We start from the raw sequence: 16,701 nt of genomic DNA on the forward strand, positions 1-16,701 counted from the left end.
TTCCTCATTGCGGGTGGCCTTCCTGCCGGAACAGTACCTTCTCCAAGGCCTTCATGACCTGGTCGGTAATGAGGCCGAGCACGCCCAGCAGCAGGATGTAGCCGATGATGGTGTTTGTCTGAAAATAGCGCTGCGACACGGTGATGCGATAGCCCAGGCCGGATGTCGCCGCGACGAGTTCGGCCAGCACCAGCCAGGTCCATGCCCAGCCGAGGCTGATGCGCAGCGTGTCCCAGATGCCCGGCAAGGCACTGGGCACGACGATGCGCGTCAGGATCTTGCGGTCCGGCAGACCGAGCGTGCGGCCAAGGCCGATGAAATCGGTAGGAACCCGTTTCACATTGTCCATGACCATCAGCACTTGCTGGAAGAAGGTGCCTATGAAGATAATCAGGAATTTCTGGGTGTCTCCGGTACCGGCCCACAGGATGGAGAGCGGCACGAAGGCGACAACCGGCATATAGCGGATGAAATCCACCAGCGGCTCGATGGCCGCCTCCCAGGAGCGGAAACTGCCGATCAGCACGCCGATCGGTATGGACAATGCCGAGGCGAGGAGAAAGCCGATGGAAATGCGGTACATCGAGGCCCTGAGGTCCAGCCACAAGGTACCGTCGGCCGCGAGCTTGGTGATCTGGGTCGCGACGCTGCCTGGCGACGGCAGGAAGATGGGTTTCACCCATTCCAGCCCGGTCGCCGCCCACCAGGCGAGACCAAGGCCGACAAAGACAGCCACCGCTATCGCCAGGAAACGCGACCTGGCGATGGGCACGCCGATCCCGGAGGATCGGCGACGCCTCGCCGGTTTTGCGGCGGGCGCCGGCGTCGGGCGGGCCAAACCGGTTTTCGCGGGAGGCTCCCCGGACATCTGCGTTACCACCGCGATCCGGATCTCGTCATTGCGCCGCCTTGACGAAAGACGGGTCGATCATCTGCTCCGGCGTCACGTCGGCCTGAAGTAGCTTGGCGTTCTTGGCGGCCGCTTCGACGTCGGCGAATGTCTTGGTGGTAAAATCGCCGGTGAGCGCCGTCTTGTTTTCGGCCAGGGAATAATAGCGCACGCCGTCGAAGGCGGTGTTGAGGTCCTTGACGTCGGAACCGACAGCCTTGGCGATGATGGCGCGGCCGCCCGGGGTGTCGGCCTTGTAGTCCTTGAGCGCGGCGTCCCAGCTCTTGATCATGGCCAGCACCTGGCCGGGCCGAGATTTGATCACCTCGTCGCGCACCACCAGGACGTCGCTGATCAGGCCGGGATCCTCGCCGGCGGTGAACAGCAGCTTGACATCCTTGTTTTGCGCCATGGCGACAGTGAGGTACGGCTCGTAGGTGACCGCGACCGGCACCTGGCCCGCGATCAAGGCGCTGCCGGCGTCGGCGGCAGGCATTGGAACCGGCTGGATATCGGCTACCGACATGCCGTTCCTGGCGAGCGCGTATTTGAGCAGGATGTCGCTCGTCGTGCCTTCCTCGAAAGCGACCTGCTTGCCCTTGATATCGGCGATGGAGGTGATGTCCTTGCCGGCGACGATGGCGTCGGCCGTCATGGAGACATCAAGCAGCAGCACGATCTTTACCGGCAGGCCGGCCGCAACCATGCCCATCGCCGTGTGGGTGGCGATGTTGGCGGCGTCGAGCTGGCTGCTTGCGAGTGCCGCGTTGATATCCTTGTCCTCGGCGAAATTGACGATCTGGACGTCCGACAGGCCGTTCGTCTTGAACAGGCTCTTGGCCTCGGCGACGTGCCACTGGCCATATCCAAGCCAGGGCTCGATGCCGATCTTGAACGGACCGGCCTCGGGCGTCGTGGGAATGGCCGCATCGGTCGCATGGGCCGCCGGGGCGGCGGTGAGCCCGACGGCAACGGCCATCACCAATGCGCGAAATTGTCCTGCTAGGTTGAGCATCATCTTTCGTTCCCCTTGATGATCAGACCGCTTTTACCCAGGCATCCGGTCTGGTGAGACTGCGGGGTTCTGCTCTTGCGGCACTGTGCCTCGGCGTCTTGCCCGCCACTTCATGGTTGAAGTGCCGACATATCTCAGCGTCAGCGGCAGCGGATGTCAAGGCTGAAATACATACATGCATATACAAGTTGGTGGAGTCCAATTTTACGTTTGAACCGTCGAATCTCCCGCCCGAGTGCTCACGCTTTTTCAGGATCGATCCGATCGAGAAAACCGGTCATCCGGTCGGTTCCGCCATCGGGCGCGCCGCGACCATTCCTTGCTGTTGGAACTCGAGCGTCGCGGCATGCTGCCGGTGGATTGGCGAGCAATGCTGCGATCAGGACTTTTCCTGTCGCCGTGAAATCTCGGCTTGCATTGGCTCGTTGGCTTCAGCTTGCCCTGGAAGGCGAGTAGCGGCTGCCGAGCGAGTAGCGGCTGCCGGCATAGGCCAGCTTGCTGATCGTGGCCACGACCGCCCCCGTCCACGTTCGGCGATGCAGGAGAAGGCAGCAACTGCCGACATCGATGCCGAGATGCTGCGCCGTCTCCTTGTCGGCCGGGATAGCGGAGATGATATGCTCGACCTCGGTCACCGGGGTCTTCTGCATGAGGTAGTCGTAGGTCGCCGTCCTGGTGAAGTCCTGCTTGTCGTAGTCGGGGATCAGGTTCGGATTGACGAAACGCTCCTCCAGTTGCACCGGCAGGTCGTTCTCGAAATTGACGACGACGGAGTGATAGACCGAGGTGCGCTTGGCAAACTCGAACGACAGCGCGAGTTCCTTCGTGGGCACGATGGTTTCGAGGACGAGAACTTCGGAGCGATGCCTGTTGCCGCGCTCGACGATCTCGGCGGCGATGTTGTTGATCTCGATCAGCGTCGATTGTGGCCGGGGTGGCGCGATGAACGTGCCGACACCTTGCAGCCGGATCAGGAATCCTGCGGCGGTCAGTTCCCGCAGGGCCCGGTGAACCGTCATCCGCGACACACCCAGCGAAACCACCAGCTCGTTCTCGGACGGCAGCTTGCGATCCTTGCCCCATTTGCCCGTTCCGATGTTGGTCAGGATGTAATCCTTCACCTTCTCGTAAAGGGGGCTCGCCGTGTCGGGCAAATCGATCATCTCAAAAATCCTTTCCGGCAGGTTGCCGCACGCGGATGATTGTCTTCAAGCCATCGCTCTTCCCGGCCAGCAGCCGCTCATAGGCGGCTGGAATCTCGTCCAGGCCGATCTCGCGATCGATCAGGGCCAGCAGCGGTTCACTTAGTTCGCCCAGCATCCGCACGGCCTCTGGCAATTCGTCGGCGAAGGCATGGCATCCGAGCAATGCGATCTCGCGCTCGACCAGAACATTGGGGTCGATGTCGAGCCGGCCATGGAAGATGCCGACCATCGCCACCGCGCCGCCGGGATCGAGAACGCCGAGCAACTGGTTGAATGCGGCGATGCTGCCCGTCGCCTCGAGGGCCGCCAGCAGCGGGGCATTGGCGGTCGCGGCTGCAATGGCATCGCGGTCGAGATCGACGATGGTGGCGCCGGTCACCCGCGCCACCCGGGCGCAGCGGTCCCGGTTGCGGTCAGCGACGAGCACCGTGCCGGCGGAGGTTCGGGAGAGCAACAGCGCGGCGAGACCACCGATCGGACCGCAACCGACGACAAGCACCGAGCCCGCCGTTCTCGGCAACCGCCGCACCGCGTGCAGCGCGACCGCGAGCGGCTCGGCCATGGCACCGACCCGCTCGTCGAGACCGGCGTCGATGACATGCAGCAGACGTGCGGGCAGCACCGCCTGTTCGGCAAAGCCGCCATCGCAGATTTCGCCGACGAAGCCCAGCGAAGTGCAGAGATGCCGCTTGCCGGCGCGGCATTGCGTGCAATCTCCGCACCAGAAGCGGGAATCTGCGACCACCCTATGGCCGACGGCGACGGTATCGACGCCCTCGCCCAGCGCGATCACCGTGCCGGTCAGCTCATGGCCTGATGTCGAAGGCGACCGGCTTATCCATTGGCCGGTGCGGAAATTGTGCAGATCCGAACCGCAGATGCCTGCTGCATCGACCCTGAGCTTCACCCAGCCGGCATCCGGAATGCCTGGCGCGGCGATATCCTCGACGCGCAGATCGCCCGGTCCATAAAGTCGTGCCGCCTTCATCGTGATCGTCTCCGCTCAGCCGGCGAGATAGCGGTCGCGGATTTCCGAAACCGCGTTTTCGTGCGAACTGAAGCCCTCGTAGCGGGCGAGCCTGCGGGCATGCAGCGCCAGTTCCGGATAGGCGGCCGAGGTGACATAGCCGACCGACGAACGCTTGACGAAATCCGTTACCGAGAGCGGCCCATAGGTCCGCGCCCAGCGGCTGGTCGGCAACACGGCATTCGGCCCGAGGACAAAATTGGCGAGGGTGACCGGCGTGTGCGGACCCATCAGGATTTCGGCCGCTTCGGTGATGTGGCCGAGATGCGCGAACGGCTCCTTCGAGAGTATCTCGAGATGTTCGGGCGCATAGTCGTTGATGAAGCGGTAGGAGTCTTCCAACGACGCGGTCAGCACGATGCCGCCGCGCTCTCCCGTCAGCACCGCGCGCGAGAATTCCACACGCTGCTCGGTCATGCGCGACCAGTGGTCGGGAAGTGCAGCAAGTGCTGCCTCGGCAACCTTGCGGCTGTGCGTCACCAGATAGGCCGAGGAATCCGGCCCGTGCTCGGCCTCGATCAGCAGATCGAGCGCGGCAAGGCCTCCGTCGACGCTGTCGTCGGCAAAGATAATGGCTTCCGACGGCCCGGCCGGCAGACCCGTGTTGATGATCGAGGACAGCACGCTCTTGGCCGCCACCACCCAAGGGCTGCCGGGGCCGACGATCTTGAGCGCCGGCTTCACCGTCTCGGTGCCGTAGGCGACCGCGGCGACGGCTTGCGCGCCGCCGCATTTGTACACGGTCTCGACGCCGGCGAGGCGAGCGGCGACCAGCGTGGCCGCGTCCACAGAGCCATCCGAGGTTGGCGGCGTCACGATGGCGATCTGCGGCACGCCGGCAATGACAGCCGGAACCGACGTCATCATCGTCACCGACGGAAAGGCCCCTTTGCCGCGCGGCACGTAGAGCGCGACGGATGCGATCGGCGTATATCTGTCGCCGGCATAGGCGCCCGGCCGGACTTCCTTGAGCCACATGGTTTCCGGCTTCTGCTCTTCATGAAAATGCCGGATGTTTTCGATGCCGAACCTGATGCTCTCCACGACGTCCTTCTCGACCTTGTCGAAGGCCGCATCGAATTCCGCTTCCGACACTTTCAGTCCGCCTTCGGCCACATTGGCCTTGTCGAAGTCCCTGGCGAACCGGATCAGGGCGGCGTCACCCTCGTCCCTGACCGCCTGGATGATCGGACGGACCTTTTCGACGAAGACCGACAGATCGCTCTCGGCGCGTTTCAGCAGACCGGCCCGCCGGGTGGCATCGAGGGATGACAGATCATGGAAGCTGATGTCGGACATGGTATTCCCTCCTGTTGGAACGCAATGTGCCGGCCGGTCACATTGCGGAAGACTCTGTTTTCAAACCTGGGCGAGCCGCCTCAGATCGATGCGAGGAAACCGCCATCCACCGGAATGGACTGGCCGGTTATGTAGGCTGCGGCATCCGAAGCAAGGAACACGGCGATGCCGTGCAGATCGCGCAGATCGCCGAAACGATGCTGCGGAATCTTGGCGAGCATGGATTGCTGCCACGCCTCGTTGCCGTAGAACATTTCCGTCATCGCCGTCCTGAAATAGCCCGGGGCGATGGCGTTGACCCTGATGCCAAGTTCCGCCCATTCCACTGCCAGCGCCCGTGTCATGCCGAGCAGGCCCGATTTCGACGAACCGTATGGCACCGCCGTTGGAATACCGACTTCTGAAGTCAGCGAGCAGAGGTTGATGATAGCGCCGGGCCGCCCGGCGTCCCGCATCTGCCGCGCCGCCGCCTGGGCGCAGAAGAACGCCCCTTTGAGATTGGTATCGATGATCCGGTCCCAGAGGGGCTCGTCGACGTCGAGCGAGGGCCGGACCTCTTCCACCCCGGCATTGTTGACGAGAATGTCGAGGCCGCCAAGCAGGCGGGCTGCCTCGGCGGTGGCCGCACGGCACCGGCCGACATCGGTCACGTCAAGGGCAATGGCATGCGTGACCCCGCCGGCGGCGCGGATGGCCGCCACCGTCTCACCGAGCGAGTCCCGGTTACGCGCTGTGACCGCGAGGTCGGCGCCGGCGGCGCTCAGCGCCTCGGCGATGCTGCGGCCAATGCCGCGGCTGGCGCCGGTGACAAGCGCCTTCCTGCCCGAAAGGTCGAAAAGAGAAGCGTTGCGCATTGATCCTCCTTGGCCGCCCCGGTTGCGTGGCAGAGAGACTATCAGATCGAGTTGCATATACAAGCATGTACAAACAGCATCGAGTGAGATTGAGGGTGACGTCATCCGCCGCATGCGCGATCACAAAGTTAGCTCGTTCATACGAGATGCCACGGGCGGCGATTGTTCGAGGTTTGTCCAAGACGATAATCGGCCGGCGATGGGGGAGACCAACATGTCCAAACCTGAGATTTCCGAAAGCCCTGCAGAATTACCTGGCGTACCCGACAAAAAAGTCTGAGTCTGCCGCGCGTGCCGGATATCGGGCAGTTGAAAGCCGGTTGCCCGTCAAGCCCGCCGCCCTGTCGTGAGAGCCCGTCATATGCTGGAAAGCAGCCCGCCTAGGAGCCTCTATCGCGAAACGGCTGGCGGCGCCGGCAAGTACCCCGCCATTGCCGGTCCGCAGCAGGCTAGGGTCGCCATTGTTGGCGGTGGCTTCACGGGCCTTTCCACCGCCTTGCATCTGGCGGAAGCCGGCGAAGACGTCTGCGTGATCGAGACCCACCAGCCGGGATGGGGAGCGTCGGGCAGAAATGGCGGCCAGGTTAATCCCGGCCTCAAATACGATCCGGACACCATCGAGGCGATGTTCGGCCCGGAGCTTGGGCCGCGGATGATCGAGTTCTCCTACGGCGCGCCGGATTTCACCTTCGATCTCATCAGGCGCCTGTCGATCGATTGCGAGGCCCGGCAGAACGGCACCATACGCGCGGCGATCCGGCCGAAGCCGGCAGCCTCCGTGCGGGCCGCGGCAACGCAATGCGAGCGGCGGGGAATGCCGGTTGAAATGCTCGACGCAAGGGCGATGGCGGCGCGTATCGGCACGGACAGGTATATATACGGCATGTTCGATGCCCGCGGCGGCGACCTCCATCCCTTGAAATACGCGCTTGGCCTGGCAGTCGCCGCGCAGAAGGCCGGCGCGCGGATCTTCGGCGGCAGCGAGGTGCTCTCGCTGAGCAGGCAGGCCGGACGCTGGGTCCTCGAGACGGCAGGCGGTTCCGTCAGCGCCGAGAACGTCCTGATCGCGACCAACGGCTATACCGGAAACCTGTGGCCGGGCCTGGAGCAGTCGCTCGTCCCGGTGTTCAGCGCCATCGCGGCGACCGAGCCGCTTGCGCCGGCAGCCGCGGCGGCAATTCTCCCGGAAAGGCCCGTCGTCTACGAAGCCGGCAACATCACCGTGTACTATCGCATCGACGCCCAGAACCGGCTTCTCATGGGCGGCCGGGGCCCGATGAGCCCGATCGGCGATGCTTCCGCCATCCGCTACCTCACCCACCATGCGCTACGGCTCTGGCCGTCGCTTGCTGGAGCCGGGTGGACACATGGCTGGAACGGCCGGGTCGCGATCACCAAGGACCATCTCCTGCACGTTCACGAGCCGAAAGACGGCGTGCTGATCTGCCTTGGCTACAATGGCCGCGGTGTTGCCATGGCCTCGGCGATGGGCGCTGCCCTGGCGCGGCGCCTACGGGGCGACGAGACATCGCCGTTTCCGATGCCGATATCGCCGCTCAAGCCAATCCGGTTCCATCGCTTCTGGCCGCTTGGCGTCAAGGCGGCGATCCTTTCTGGCCGGATGAAGGACCGGTTCGGGCTTTGATGAGAAGAGCCCGCGGCTATGCTCCGGCTCCAGCGCCGGACAATCTTCCGGCGTGCCATCTCAGATGATCGTCCATGAATGTCGAAATGAAGAAAAACGAGTGATCGTAGCCGTCCTGCATGCGCAGCGTCAGCGCAATGCCAGCCTTGGCGCATGCCGCTTCCAAAAGCCAGGGCCTCAGCCCATCATCGAGAAATCCGTCCGATGTCCCTTGGTCGACGAAAAGCTCCGGGAAGCGGTGGCCATCCTCGATGAGCAAGGTGGCATCGTAGCCCCGCCATGATTTCTCGTCCGCACCGAGATATTTTTCGAAGGCCGGCTTCGACCAGCCGGCGGTGCTGGGTTGCACGATTGGCGCGAAGGCCGAGCAGCTCTTGAAGCGTTCAGGATTCTTCAGCGCGATGGTCAATGCGCCATGTCCACCCATCGAGTGGCCGAAGATCGCCTGACGCGTCATGTCGGCCGGAAACTCCCGCGCGATCAGCGCTGGTAATTCCTCGGTGACATAGGAATACATGCGATAATTACTGGCATAGGGTTCTTGCGTGGCATCGACGTAGAATCCGGCGCCGCTGCCGAACTGCCAATTGTCCTTCTCGTCGGGAATGCCGGCGCCGCGGGGGCTGGTATCGGGACAGATTACGATCAGGCCAAGCTCGGCCGCCATGCGCCTGTACTCCCCCTTGTCCATGACATTGGCGTGGGTGCAGGTGAGACCGGATAGGTACCATATGACGGGGCAAGGTCTTTCACGGGCCTGTGGCGGCACGAAGACGGCAAAGGTCATGTCGCAGGCGCAGACATCCGAAGCGTGAGAATAGACGCCCTGGACGCCGCCATGCGACTTGGCAGCGGAGATGATTTTCATCCGATCCGACATGTGTTTCTTCTCCGCCAATGTGATTCACCGCCGCTTGTCTACGGCATCGGCCGGGACTACGGCAACCTCGACGGATTGGGCTTTGGATATCGGGCCAGGTCCGATCGGGCGTCGGCCATCGCCATCGAAATCGGCAGCCCGCATCATCTTGGCAACGCCGCTGACGGTCAGGTGGCACAGGCAGCGTGCTGGATGTCGCCCTACCGCGCGCTAAGCGCGTTCAGGGGCCGCTTCAGCGCGCTCATGGGTCGGAGTGGGAGATATTCCGCAGCACGCTACTCGGCGGCGATCCTGGCGCGTTGCCGGCCGAAAAGCGCCGGGCCGACATCGTCCACCGCGAGACAGATACGGGCCTGGATCGCTTCGGATGCCAGCACGCGTCGACGAAATCCTTCTCCGAGGCGAAGACGGCCGTCGGCAGCGCAAAGGCCTCGAAGAAGCCGAACAGCGACCGCAGTTGATGCTCGACGATCAGCGCATGGCGGTCGCCGCCGCCGGTCGCCGCCAGCAGCACCGGCTTGCCCCTGGGGGCCGCCGGGTCGACGAGATCGAAGAAATGCTTGAACAGACCGGTATAGCTGCCCTTGTAGGTGGGCGAGCCGACCACCAGGACATCGGCGGCCAGGATCCGCTCGAGAATGGCGCGAGCCTGTACATCCAGGTCGCGCGTCCCTTTGGCATTGCCAAGGCTGGGACCGACATCAACGATATCATGGGTGCTGGCGGTAAGGCCGTATCGCCCGGCGATCTCCGTCACGATATGGTCCACGAAGCCGCGGGTCTTGGAGGGCCGCGTGAAATTTGCCGGAGAAGCCGACAATGGCCGGGTTGGTCATGATGGATGCCCTGTGATCTTTTCGAACCAGCCGGAATGTCCATAGTTTTTATAGACATTACTTCCGAATAAAAGGAATTGACGGTCGCCGTGGAGCGAAATCGGAAAAACACTTTTCTTCCGGAGCGCCATCCTTGAAAAAGGAGCATGGCTTGGCGAGCGTGCGGGCTGCAGCCGTCGCACGCGAGGGCCGATGCGACCGCTGGAAAAGGGACGATCATCACCGTTTGTTCGGAACCTGATCGGCCCGCGGCTGTTTTCCGTTCAGGCAAACACGGAGGCGGCCATGGCACGCGAGAGGACCGAATACGAAACCGGCGCACGGAAATATCCGGCGAGGACCGGCTCGGATCCGAGCGATGATTTCTCGCCCGATGCAGCGGGCAACAAGCCGCCGGCAGGCGGAATGGGGCTCACGCGACCAGCGGATCAGACAAAGGAAGAAACACATCAGTCCGGAGGCCAGCCCGGCAAGGCGACACCCAGCCCGGCAACTGAAAAGACATCCGGCGCGGGCCCGACGATCTCCGAACACTCGAAGGACGCGAAGTCTCCAAGATCGGGCCGCCAACCCGGCGCCTACGTCAAGGACTGACGCGGACGACAAGCTTTGGCATCGCGCAAACCTTTCGGTCCGCCGCGCGTTGAACTTTCTTCAGCCAAGGAGACAACCATGGAGACGAAATCCCAGACCGCCAGTGAAGCCGCCAAGCAACGCCATATCCAGCGCGGCATCGGCGCCAAGGACAAATCGAAGCGCAACGGCAAGGCTGAACACGCCATGCAGGCAGGCGCGCGCACCTATCCCGAGCCGCCCTTCCCCAAGCAACATCAGGCGAAACCCGGGTATGAAGCGGCGATCGAACCTGCCCCGCTCTACGATGCACCCTATTATCTCGGATCAAGGAAACTCGAGGAGAAGGTGGCTCTCATCACAGGCGGCGATTCCGGCATCGGTCGCGCGGTGGCGGTATTGTTCGCCCGCGAAGGCGCCGATATCGCGATCGTCTACCTGGCCGAGGACAGGGACGCCGAAGAGACAAAATCCGCCGTCGAAAAAGAAGGTCGGCGCTGCATCCTCATAAAGGCCGACGTCAGCGAACGGCAGGATTGCCACGATGCCGTGGCGGCAGCGGTCGAAACATTCGGCCGCATCGACGTGCTGGTCAACAATGCCGCCTTCCAGATCCACTCCAGCGACTTCGGCGACCTGACCGAAGAACATTTCGACACGACGCTCAAGACCAATCTCTACGGCTATTTCCATATGGCACAGGAAGCGGTGCCGCACATGAAGCCGGGCTCGGCGATCGTCAATACCGGTTCGGTTACCGGCATAGACGGCTCCAAGCAACTGGTCGACTATTCGATGACCAAGGGCGGCATCCACGCCTTCACGCGCGCGCTTTCGGGCAACCTCATCGCCAAGGGCATCAGGGTGAACGCGGTCGCGCCTGGCCCGGTGTGGACGCCGCTCAATCCGTCCGACAAGGAAGCCGACGACGTCTCGAAATTCGGCGCGGACACGCCGATGAAACGGCCGGCACAGCCGGAGGAAGTGGCTCCGGCCTATGTGTTCCTCGCCTCCCCGCACTGCTCGAGTTACATCACCGGCGAGATCCTGCCGATCGTCGGCGGCTACTGAGGTCATCGCAATGTATTTCATTGCCTTGGCGACCGACTATGACGGGACGCTCGCACATGACGGAGTTGTCTCCAAGAAAACCCTCGCCGCACTGGAGCGGTTCAAGAAAAGTGGCCGCAAACTGCTTCTGGTCACCGGACGCGAGCTGCCCGACCTCAAGCGCGTGTTTCCCGACATCGGCATGTTCGACAAGGTCGTCGCCGAGAACGGCGCCCTGATCTACACCCCGGCGAGTGAGGAGGAGCGGGCGATCTCGCCATCGCCGGAGCCCAAATTCATCGCCATGCTGAAAAAACAGGGGGTAAAGCCACTTTCGTCGGGACGGTCGATCGTCGCTACCTGGGAGCCACATCAGGCGACTGTGCTCGAGGTCATCAAGAAGATGGGGCTCGAGCTCGAGATCATCTTCAACAAGGGCGCGGTGATGATCCTGCCGAGCGGCGTCAACAAAGCCACCGGGCTGGCGGCCGCACTCGAGGACCTTCACCTGTCGCCGCACAATGTGGTGGGTATCGGCGACGCCGAGAACGATCATGCCTTCCTGCAGGCCTGCGGCTGCAGCGTTGCGGTCGACAATGCCATTCCCGCGGTCAAAGGCACCGCAAACCTGGTCACGCGCGGCGCACGCGGCAAAGGCGTCGAGGAACTGATCGCCAAATTGATCGAACGCGACCACGGGATCGTGCCGAAACGTCATGACGGCGTTGTTCTGGGATCGTCCGGTGGCGACGACATCTATCTGTCGCCGACTGAAAGCGTGCTCATCGCCGGCAGTTCGGGCATCGGCAAATCCACCCTGGCCACCGCGCTGACGGAACGCTTTGTCGAGAGCCGATTTCAGTTTTGCGTCTTCGACCCTGAGGGTGACTATGACGGCCTCGAGGGCGCCGTTCGGCTCGGGGATGGGTCGAGCGCGCCAACAAAGGCGCAGGTGCTGGATCTGATGGCCAAGGCCGACAGCAATATCGTCGTCAATGGCCTGGCGCTTCGTGTCGATGAACGGCCTGACTTCTTTGCCGACCTGCTGCCTGGCCTCGGCAGTTTTCGCCGCCGCACCGCAAGACCGCATTGGCTGGTCATCGACGAAGCGCACCATCTTCTTCCGAAGCGGCGCGACGATACGCGCTCCGTGCTCTCGCTGGAACTGCCGGGCACGATCCTGATCACCGTCCATCCCGAGGCGATTTCGACCGACGCCCTGCGCCTGGTTACGGCCGTCATCGCCCTTGGCCCCAACGCGAAGGACGTGGTGAAGGCCTTCTGCCACGAGACGGGCATCGAGCCGCCGAAAGACATTCCCACGCCCAAGGGCGACCGGGTTCTGTTCTGGCGGCCGCAAGCGCGCAAAAAACTCACGACGGTCAAGGTCATCGAACCTCGTCAGTCTCTCAAGCGCCACAGCCGCAAATATGCCGAGGGCCACCTCGATGAGACCGGCAGCTTCTATTTCCGCGGTCCCGACGACGCGATGAACCTCAGGGCCCATAATCTGATGATCTTTGCCCAGATGGCCGAAGGCATAGACGACAAGACCTGGGAGTTCCATCTGCGCGCGGGCGACTATTCGAAATGGTTCCGCCAGCAGATCAGGGACAAGGATCTCGCCCGCGAAACCACCGAGGCGGAAAAGGACAAGAAGCTTTCGGCGGAGGAGAGCCGCAAACGGGTTCTCGATGCCGTTCGGCGGCGCTACACCGCACCGGCGACGGCGCCTGAGGAATAGCAGCCCGGAGGCGGTCATGAACGACGTCGGGAACGGCCGGTTCGCCGACCGCGATTGGAACTTGGGCGGCGACTTGACGTTCAACCTCTATCGAGAAGGAGAAACGATCATGCCACGAGGCGAGAAATCCAAATACACCGACAAGCAGGAACGAAAGGCCGACCATATTGCCGAAGGTTATGAGAAGCGTGGCGTCTCCGACAAGGAAGCCGAGCGACGCGCATGGGCGACGGTCAACAAGGACGATGGTGGCGGCAAGAAGGAAGGCGGCTCCGGGCGTGGCAAGCACACGGGTCATCCGGCGGCGCACAAGGGCGGCAAGAGCGGCGGAAAGGCGTCCGCTTCCCGATCGGCCGCCAGCCGGTCCGAATCGGCAAGGAAGGCGGCGGCGACCCGCAAGAGGAACGCCGAACACCACGCCCACTGAACGGCCTCGAAGATCGGAACACCGGCATGAAATCGCGACTGGTCAACGAGGCCAACGGCCAACGGACATTTGTCGTGGTGCTCGACCCGGGTGAGGAAGCGTTCGCGGCACTGACCAGCTTCGCGGTCGAGCAGACGATCGGCAGCGCGTCCCTGACGGCGATCGGCGCGTTCCAACGGGCCACTGTCGGCTGGTTCGACCTGGAGGCGAAGCGCTATCGAAAAATCCCGGTAGACGAGCAATGCGAGGTCCTGAGCGCGATCGGTGATGTCGCGACGGGCGATGATGGCAAGCCAAGTCTTCATGTCCACGCGGTGCTTGGCTTGAGCGACGGCACGACCAGGGGCGGCCATCTGCTCGAAGGCACCGTTCGGCCGACATTGGAAGTCACCGTGGTGGAAGCGCCGGGTCACCTGCGCCGCCGCAAGCGCGCCGAGTTCGGTGTGGCTTTGATCGATCTCGGCGGCTGAGGTGTCTTTGCGGGCGCTTCGCCGAGGGGCGCGACGCCCCGGAGAGCGATAGTTCAATGACGCACAGGTTCGCCCTACCCCTGGACACGCCGCCCATGGAGGCCAAGGCCGCCGACGCCCTGCCGGAGGGGGAAGGCCTTTGGCAATACGAGCCCAAATGGGACGGGTTTCGCTGCCTCGCCTTCAAGGGCGACACGGATGTCGACTTGCGCGCCAAATCCGGCAAACCTCTTGGCCGTTACTTCCCGGAAGTCGTCGCCATGCTGCAGCAGGTGGAGGCCCGCAACTTCGTTGTCGATGGCGAAATCGTCATCGAACTCGATGGCCAGCTATCCTTCGACGCGCTGCAGATGCGGCTTCACCCGGCCGAAAGCCGTATCCGCAAGCTGAGCGCGCAAACGCCTGCCCGGCTGATCCAGTTCGACATGCCGGCCGCGCCGGGCGGGACGATCCTGCTTGGCGCGCCGTTGTCGCGACGCCGCCGGGCGGTCGAGGACTTCGTTCGCGATTGCGCCAAACCCGGCTTGCGGCTCTCGCCCAGCGCGACCGATCCGGCGGCCGCAAGGCGCTGGCTGGAAGGGGCCGGCCATGGTCCCACCGACGGCGTCGTCGCCAAATTGCTGGCCGACCCCTACCGGCCGGGCGAACGCGCGATGGTCAAGGTCAAACGGTTGCGTACCGCCGACTGCGTGGTTGGCGGATTTCGCTATCTGACCGGAAGCAGGGAGGTCGGCTCGCTCCTGCTCGGCCTCTACGATGGGAGCGGCAAACTCGACCATGTCGGCTTTACCTCGACCATCGGCAGGGATGACCGGGCCCGTGTCACCCGAGAGCTGGAAAAGCTGCGTGGCGGACCCGGCTTCACCGGCAAGGCGCCGGGCGGACCGAGCCGCTGGAGCACGCAGCGCAGCGGCGAATGGGAGCCGCTGCGGCCGGAACTTGTGGTCGAGGTCCGCTTCGATCATGTCACCGGCGACAGGTTCCGGCATGGCACCAAACTGTTGCGCTGGCGCCCGGACAAGGCGCCGCGCCAGTGCACCATGCGGCAGATCGAGTGACGCAGTTCGCGCCACGGGCGCGCTCGCTGGCCGGAGGCGCCCTCCCGGTCGCCTCTTCGCGAAAGGGCTGGAACAACCTTCCCGATGGCAAGTTGTGTCCCAGCTACACCGCTGGTGGGCTTCACGATAATTGATAATTGGAGATGACAATCATGGCGACTGCGAAGAAAGCGGCACCGAAGGGCCTTGAAGCCCTGTTCCTCGACGGGCTGAAGGACATTTATTATGCCGAGAAGAAAATCCTGAAGGCGCTGCCGAAAATGGCGAAGGGCGCCGAATCCGAAGATGTTTCGGCGGCGTTCGAGAAACATCTGCAGGAGACCGAGGACCAGGTCGACCGCCTCGAACAGATTTTCGAGCTTCTCGACAAGCCGGCCCGAGGCAAGACCTGTCCGGCCATCGACGGCATCATCGAGGAGGGTTCGGAAGTCCTCCAGGAATATAAGGGCGACCCCGCGCTGGATGCTGGGCTGGTCGGGGCGGCGCAGGCCGTCGAACACTACGAGATCGCGCGCTACGGCACGCTCATCGCCTGGGCCGAACAGCTCGGCAAGAGCGACGTGGTCAAACTCCTCAACGAGACCCTTGAGGAAGAGACGGCGACCGACAAGGCACTTTCCAGCCTTGGCGAGGGCGGCGTCAACGAACGTGCCCTGGAACAGGCCGCCTAGCAAGCGAGCTATTGCCCCGGGCGCAAGGCGATCCGGGGCAACTCCCCGGATTTCGGAGAACGACGATGGACCCCCGCAAAACAAAGCAACCCGCAGTGCAGCCCGAAGACGCAGTGCAGGCCGAAGACGCGGCAGAAACCGAAGGTCCCGTGATCGAGCAGCAGGACTGGGACGCGCTCGCAGGCGCGAAAATCCTTCCCGACGACGCCGAGGTGGAAGACGAGGCTGAGGGCGACTTGCCCGAGGAAGATGACGACAATGCCTACCAGGAAAGCGACGAGGCATTGCCCGACGACGTCGAGGAGGCGGCCATCTCACGCGATCTTTCAAGGGAAGGCGGCCACGCCGACGACGAGTGACCAAACGACGTCCGCAATCGGGTCAGCCGGCCGCATGCAACGGGGGCTCTTCATTCTCATCAGGATTGGGTAACGGCGCCTCATCGGGCAATCCGTCCGGCTCCGGTTCGCCGATCGGCTTGGGCTTCCAGTTGGGAGCGGGCATGGGCACGTCGTGGTTGGGGTCGGGTTCTCTAGGATCGGGCATCAAATCTGTCTCTCTTTCGGCGGCCTCTCTTTCGCCGGACCGGGCGGGTTGACCGCAGCACCTATCACCATGCAGAGCCCGTCCCGAGCGCTCGGGACGGGCTCGATGCCACAGGGGTTGGCTAGCGATTCTTGTGGCTTTGCTCGCCAGCTCTCACATGCTGTTCATGGGTCCCGCCGCGCATACTGCCGGAGCTGTCGCCTTGCTGGCGCTGGTTGCCACCGGCCGCCTGCTGCTGGCGGTTCTTGTCATCCATGTTCTTGTGGCTCTGCTGGCCTGCTTTCACATGTTGCTCATGGCTACCACCTTTATTGGGCATTCTTCTTCTCCTTTGAGTTACCGAGGCGAACGGCCGCCTCGAGGGCCAAAGACACTGGCGGCCCGGACGTTCCGTCACATAATATTTCGTGAACCGTGGTGATTCCCGAGCCCGCTTGCTGCGTTCAGGGCGACGACGAGCAGCACGATTGTCAGACCGTTGCGCTGAACAGTATCTACACAGCGACGAGGTG

17 protein-coding genes and 1 pseudogene are annotated in these 16,701 nt (G+C 63.3%); 9 read left to right on the plus strand and 9 right to left on the minus strand.

The genetic code is table 11. The features are described from left to right. Nucleotides 1–4: 4 nt before the first annotated feature. The 6 genes from FJ434_RS09980 to FJ434_RS10005 form a co-directional block, all read right to left on the minus strand. Nucleotides 5–772 carry an ABC transporter permease gene (locus tag FJ434_RS09980; RefSeq protein WP_181165849.1) on the minus strand — a complete coding sequence of 256 codons (768 nt, stop codon included), beginning with the start codon at nt 770–772 and terminating at the stop codon, nt 5–7. A gap of 124 nt (nt 773–896) precedes the next feature. Further along, nucleotides 897–1,904, minus strand: coding sequence for an ABC transporter substrate-binding protein (locus tag FJ434_RS09985; protein ID WP_140746085.1), 1,008 nt, complete (start codon nt 1,902–1,904; stop codon nt 897–899). 431 nt (nt 1,905–2,335) lie between these two features. After that, nucleotides 2,336–3,067 carry a histidine utilization repressor gene (gene hutC / locus FJ434_RS09990; protein WP_140745987.1) on the minus strand — a complete coding sequence of 244 codons (732 nt, stop codon included), beginning with the start codon at nt 3,065–3,067 and terminating at the stop codon, nt 2,336–2,338. Nucleotide 3,068: 1 nt separating this feature from the next. Continuing rightward, complete coding sequence (locus FJ434_RS09995; RefSeq protein ID WP_140745989.1) at nt 3,069–4,097, minus strand: alcohol dehydrogenase catalytic domain-containing protein; 1,029 nt, start codon at nt 4,095–4,097, stop codon at nt 3,069–3,071. Nucleotides 4,098–4,112: 15 nt separating this feature from the next. Beyond that, a complete protein-coding gene (hisD, locus tag FJ434_RS10000; RefSeq protein ID WP_140505793.1) occupies nt 4,113–5,435 on the minus strand; it encodes a histidinol dehydrogenase in 1,323 nt (440 codons plus the stop codon). A gap of 80 nt (nt 5,436–5,515) precedes the next feature. Further along, the gene (locus FJ434_RS10005) at nt 5,516–6,289 is read right to left on the minus strand and encodes a glucose 1-dehydrogenase (RefSeq protein WP_140745991.1); all 774 of its coding nucleotides are present in this window, start codon (nt 6,287–6,289) and stop codon (nt 5,516–5,518) included. 361 nt (nt 6,290–6,650) lie between these two features. Here FJ434_RS10005 and FJ434_RS10010 point away from each other — a divergent pair, with 361 nt between their 5' ends. Further along, nucleotides 6,651–7,934, plus strand: coding sequence for an FAD-binding oxidoreductase (locus FJ434_RS10010; RefSeq protein ID WP_140745993.1), 1,284 nt, complete (start codon nt 6,651–6,653; stop codon nt 7,932–7,934). A 16-nt stretch (nt 7,935–7,950) separates the two neighbouring features. On the opposite strand, the gene fghA is transcribed toward FJ434_RS10010, so the two are convergent. Together fghA and msuE are read right to left on the minus strand one after the other, a co-directional pair. Then, nucleotides 7,951–8,814 carry an S-formylglutathione hydrolase gene (gene fghA, locus FJ434_RS10015; RefSeq protein ID WP_181165850.1) on the minus strand — a complete coding sequence of 288 codons (864 nt, stop codon included), beginning with the start codon at nt 8,812–8,814 and terminating at the stop codon, nt 7,951–7,953. 275 nt (nt 8,815–9,089) lie between these two features. Continuing rightward, nucleotides 9,090–9,650 (minus strand): annotated as a pseudogene (gene msuE / locus FJ434_RS10020) (FMN reductase). 192 nt (nt 9,651–9,842) lie between these two features. Here msuE and FJ434_RS10025 point away from each other — a divergent pair. From FJ434_RS10025 to FJ434_RS10060, 8 genes are all read left to right on the plus strand, one after another. Continuing rightward, complete coding sequence (locus tag FJ434_RS10025) at nt 9,843–10,244, plus strand: hypothetical protein (RefSeq protein ID WP_246672818.1); 402 nt, start codon at nt 9,843–9,845, stop codon at nt 10,242–10,244. Between the two features lie 78 nt (nt 10,245–10,322). Then, entirely contained in the window at nt 10,323–11,294 is a 972-nt protein-coding gene (locus FJ434_RS10030; protein ID WP_140745995.1) for an SDR family oxidoreductase, read from the plus strand. A 10-nt stretch (nt 11,295–11,304) separates the two neighbouring features. Further along, a complete protein-coding gene (locus FJ434_RS10035) occupies nt 11,305–13,017 on the plus strand; it encodes an HAD-IIB family hydrolase (protein ID WP_140745997.1) in 1,713 nt (570 codons plus the stop codon). 109 nt (nt 13,018–13,126) lie between these two features. Then, complete coding sequence (locus FJ434_RS10040) at nt 13,127–13,444, plus strand: plasmid stabilization protein (RefSeq protein WP_140505910.1); 318 nt, start codon at nt 13,127–13,129, stop codon at nt 13,442–13,444. Nucleotides 13,445–13,470: 26 nt separating this feature from the next. Next, entirely contained in the window at nt 13,471–13,914 is a 444-nt protein-coding gene (locus FJ434_RS10045; RefSeq protein WP_140745999.1) for a PPC domain-containing DNA-binding protein, read from the plus strand. Between the two features lie 56 nt (nt 13,915–13,970). Next, nucleotides 13,971–14,972, plus strand: coding sequence for an ATP-dependent DNA ligase (locus FJ434_RS10050; RefSeq protein ID WP_140746001.1), 1,002 nt, complete (start codon nt 13,971–13,973; stop codon nt 14,970–14,972). Nucleotides 14,973–15,124: 152 nt separating this feature from the next. Continuing rightward, the gene (locus FJ434_RS10055; RefSeq protein WP_140746003.1) at nt 15,125–15,643 is read left to right on the plus strand and encodes a ferritin-like domain-containing protein; all 519 of its coding nucleotides are present in this window, start codon (nt 15,125–15,127) and stop codon (nt 15,641–15,643) included. A 65-nt stretch (nt 15,644–15,708) separates the two neighbouring features. Further along, entirely contained in the window at nt 15,709–16,002 is a 294-nt protein-coding gene (locus tag FJ434_RS10060; RefSeq protein ID WP_140746005.1) for a hypothetical protein, read from the plus strand. A 308-nt stretch (nt 16,003–16,310) separates the two neighbouring features. Here the strand turns inward: FJ434_RS10060 and FJ434_RS10070 are convergent, their stop codons facing one another. Beyond that, the gene (locus FJ434_RS10070; protein ID WP_140746009.1) at nt 16,311–16,508 is read right to left on the minus strand and encodes a hypothetical protein; all 198 of its coding nucleotides are present in this window, start codon (nt 16,506–16,508) and stop codon (nt 16,311–16,313) included. Nucleotides 16,509–16,701: the final 193 nt, after the last annotated feature.

This window comes from Mesorhizobium sp. B2-5-13 (assembly GCF_006440535.1).
Lineage (GTDB): Bacteria > Pseudomonadota > Alphaproteobacteria > Rhizobiales > Rhizobiaceae > Mesorhizobium > Mesorhizobium salmacidum.